At 60.9% G+C, this 3,653-nt stretch carries 3 protein-coding genes; 1 reads left to right on the top strand and 2 read right to left on the bottom strand.

Annotated features, from left to right (window positions below):
* The coding region (locus B2W52_RS00220) for an efflux RND transporter permease subunit (RefSeq protein WP_286800945.1) at nt 1–1,504 on the bottom strand (1,504 nt) is incomplete at its 3' end.
* 5 nt (nt 1,505–1,509) lie between these two features.
* On the bottom strand, nt 1,510–2,592 hold the full coding sequence (locus B2W52_RS00225; RefSeq protein WP_273069175.1) for an efflux RND transporter periplasmic adaptor subunit: 1,083 nt from the start codon (nt 2,590–2,592) through the stop codon (nt 1,510–1,512).
* Nucleotides 2,593–2,904: 312 nt separating this feature from the next.
* On the opposite strand from B2W52_RS00225, the gene B2W52_RS00230 reads away from it, so the two are divergent.
* Nucleotides 2,905–3,653: thiamine pyrophosphate-binding protein (locus B2W52_RS00230; protein WP_286800946.1), on the top strand; the 749-nt coding region annotated here is incomplete at its 3' end.

Here is a 3,653-nt window from a genome sequence, read left to right on the forward strand (position 1 = left end):
CCATCAGGCGCCCCGAAGAATGCCCCTGCCGCGCCCGGCGCCCCCCACTGGTGCTGCCCAGCACGGGCAGGAACACCAGCGCCATGGCCAGGGAAGCAATCAGACAGATAATCACCGTCAGCGGCAGGAACTTCATGAACTCCCCGACAACGCCGGGCCAGAACAACAACGGCACAAACACCGCCAGCGTGGTTGCGGTCGACGCAATAATGGGCCAGGCCATGCGACTGGCCGCCTCGGCCCAGGCGTGCTTTACCGTCTGCCCCTCCGACAGGTTCCGGTCCGCCAGCTCCGACACAACAATGGCGCCATCCACCAGCATGCCGGCCACCAGGATCAGACTGAACAGCACCACGATGTTGAGCGTGAGCCCCATGCTCCAGATCACCAGGATGCCGGTGAGGAAGGCACCAGGAATCGTCAGCCCCACCATAACCGCCGAACGCGGCCCCATGGCGGCAATCACCACAATCAGAACCAGCACGATGGCGGTGAGCACGTTATTCAGCAGGTCACTGAGAATATCCCGGACTTCCTCGGACTGGTCCATGATGTAGCGGATTTCCAGAGAGTCCGGCAGCTCCGGTCTGGCCTGATCAATCAACTCACGAACCTGGGCAATGGTCTCGATAATGTTGGCACCCGAGCGCTTGGAGACTTCCAGCACCAGCGCCGGCTCCCCATTGATACGAGCGAAACCGGTGGGGTCCTTGAAGGTACGCTGGAGCATGGCCACATCGCCGAAGGTGACCACTGTGTCACCGTCCACCTTGATCGGCATGGACATCACATCCTCGATGGTTTCGATCACCCCGGGCACTTTCAGGGCCATGCGGCCATTGCCGGTATCCAGCGAGCCGGCCGCCACCAGCTGATTGTTGCGGGTTACCAGCGAAGCCAGCTGATCAAAATCAACGCCATAGCTCTCCAGCACCTGGGGATCGACCACGATTTCCAGCAGATCCTCCCGATCGCCACCAATCTCCACTTCCAGAACTTCCGGGATAGACTCGATGGCATCCTGGAACCGCCGGGCGATGGTTATCAGCTCCCGCTCCGACAAGGGGCCAGACAGACCCACGGACAGCACCGGGAACAGGGACACGTTGATCTCGTTTACCCTGGGTTCATCCGCTTCCTGGGGCAGCTTGGTACGTGCTGTATCCACTTTCTCCCGCACGTCCTGAAGCGCCTTGTCCGGATCAAACCCGGCATCGAACTCCAGCATCACCGAGGCATGACCTTCCGAGGCGGTACCACGCATTTCCTTGATGCCTTCAAGCGAACGCAGCTCCTGCTCCATGGGCCGCACCAGCAGACGCTCGGCGTCCTCCGGGCTGATGCCATCCAGGGTCATGGAGACATAGATCATGGGGATGGTGACGTCGGGGTTGGCTTCCTTCGGGATGGTCTGAAACGCGGCAATACCCCCGAGCAGGAGGAACAGAAGCGTCAGCAAGGTGGTCCGGCTGCGATCAATGGCTGCGAAGATCAGTGCGCGCATGCGGTCTAGCCCCTGTCTTCAGCGGCGTCGACCGGCACAACCTGTTCCCCGGTGCTGACGAAACCACCGCCGCGGGTAATCAGGCGGATCTCATCCGGCAAGCCGGTCACCCAGGCACCCTCGGTGGATACACTCAACAACTTCACTTCACCGAACTCGACACGGTTCTCACCGTTCACGTATTTCACACCGGGGCGACCGTCATCACCGAGGGACAAATAAGCGGGTGAGATAAACATCGCCTTTACCTCCGGCAATGCCACCCGCAGGCTGGCGCTGCCACCGGCCACCCGTTTGCGATCCGGATTCTCCACCGCGATCTCCACGGCAAAACTCCGGGTTTCGGGCGAGGCAGCGCTGGCCACAAAGGTCACCACGCCAGAAAGACGGCTGCCATCCAGCAAATCCACGCGAACAGACTGACCGGGCGCCACATTGCCCACCGATTGCTGGGGGATCTGCGCGGTAGCCTTCAGGCGATCCACCCTCACCAATTGAAACAGGGGGGAACCCACCTGCACCAGATCGCCGATATCCACCGATTTGCTGTTGATAATGCCGTCAAAAGGCGCCTCGGGAGTGAGGTGGCTGATGGCCTGTCGGGCACCGGTCAGCTCCGCTTCAGCGGCAGCAAGTTCGCTTTCCAGGCTCAAAATCTGGGATTCCGAGGCAAGGTTATTGGCGCGGAGCCGGCGGGCCGCCACCAGGTCCGCTTCCAGTTTCCGAACCTGGGACTGCCAGCGCAACACCGCGGCACTCCGCCCTTCATCAGCTATCGTAAGCAGCTTCTGACCCTGCTGGACCTGCTCACCCAGACTCACAGCCAGAGACTCCACGCGGCCGGGCACCTGGGCACTCAGCATCACCGAACTCCAGGGCTCCAACTGGCCCTGCAGCATCAGGCCCGGCTCATGCAGCCGGGCCGTCAGGGTTTCCACCTGCACCGTTGTAGGCTGGCCATCGCCGCTGTCCTGACGTTCCGGAGCCTCGTCACTGGCCACCTTCACCTCGCCAGTCGCCATCCAGATCACCATTGCGATCACGATCAGAAGTGACAGCCCAAGAGAACCCCATTTTGCTTTCGTCATTGAATGCTCACTGTTACTGAATCGGAGGTTGGCAGAAAAAACCGGCAATTAACGGTTGCATCCGGCTAAAAACGTGGGGTAGATTCTACACAGAATCTTTTTACGAATTCAGAGCAGACTGTCGATTTTATGAATCTCAACGCAGTGATTGTCCTTGTGAAGCTTGTCCTGGTGGTCGTGGTACCGTCCGGGGGCTTCTGCGTGGACAAGCGGGTGAGATAGCGACAAACCTGACAAGACACCAGAAACCCCCGGCACCGAAAGGTCCCGGGGGTTTCTTTTTTTACGGCAAAAGAAAAGGGAAAGACGACCATGAACGGCGCACAGCACATTCTTGACGCGTTCCACCGCCACAACATCAGCACGGTTTTCGGGTATCCGGGTGGCTGCATCATGCCGCTATACGACGCGCTGGTGGACGATGTGGGCGTGGAGCACGTGCTGTGCCGCCATGAACAGGGCTGCGCCCTGGCGGCAGACGGCTACGCCCGGGCCAGTGGCAAGCTGGGCGTCTGCATTGCCACGTCGGGCCCCGGCGCCACCAACCTGATCACCGGCGTTGCCAACGCGCACCGGGATTCCATTCCCATGCTGGTGATCACCGGCCAGGTTCCCTCGGGCCTGATCGGCACCGACGCCTTCCAGGAAACCGACGTACTGGGCATGACCCTGGGCATCGTTAAACACAGTTACCTGATTGACGATGCAGACAGCCTGCCGACCATCATGGAAGAGGCGATCGAACTGGCTCAGAGCGGTCGCCCCGGGCCGGTCTGGATTGATATTCCCAAGGACCTGTTGCTGAGCGAAGCGGCCTATGCGCCCTTCCCCCAGCCTGAAGCCCGTGAAACAGCTTCAACCGACCTGACGGACGCCCTGGCAATGCTGCGCGCAGCCCGCAAGCCCCTGCTCTACAGTGGCGGTGGCATCAGCCTGGCCCACGCCGAGGACAGCTTCCGGGCCTTTGCCGAATCCTCCGCCCTGCCCGCGGTTGTAACTCTGAAAGGCATCGGCAACCCCGGGAAACACAATCCCTACAACCTCGGCATGCTGGGCATGCA

The sequence above is a fragment of the Marinobacter sp. UBA2498 genome, assembly GCF_002341575.1.
GTDB classification, from domain to species: Bacteria; Pseudomonadota; Gammaproteobacteria; order Pseudomonadales; family Oleiphilaceae; genus Marinobacter; species Marinobacter manganoxydans.

What these genes read in the sequence shown, in the direction of transcription:
- B2W52_RS00225 (WP_273069175.1), bottom strand. Translation starts at nt 2,592, where the DNA reads ATGACGAAAGCAAAATGGGGTTCTCTTGGGCTGTCACTTCTGATCGTG.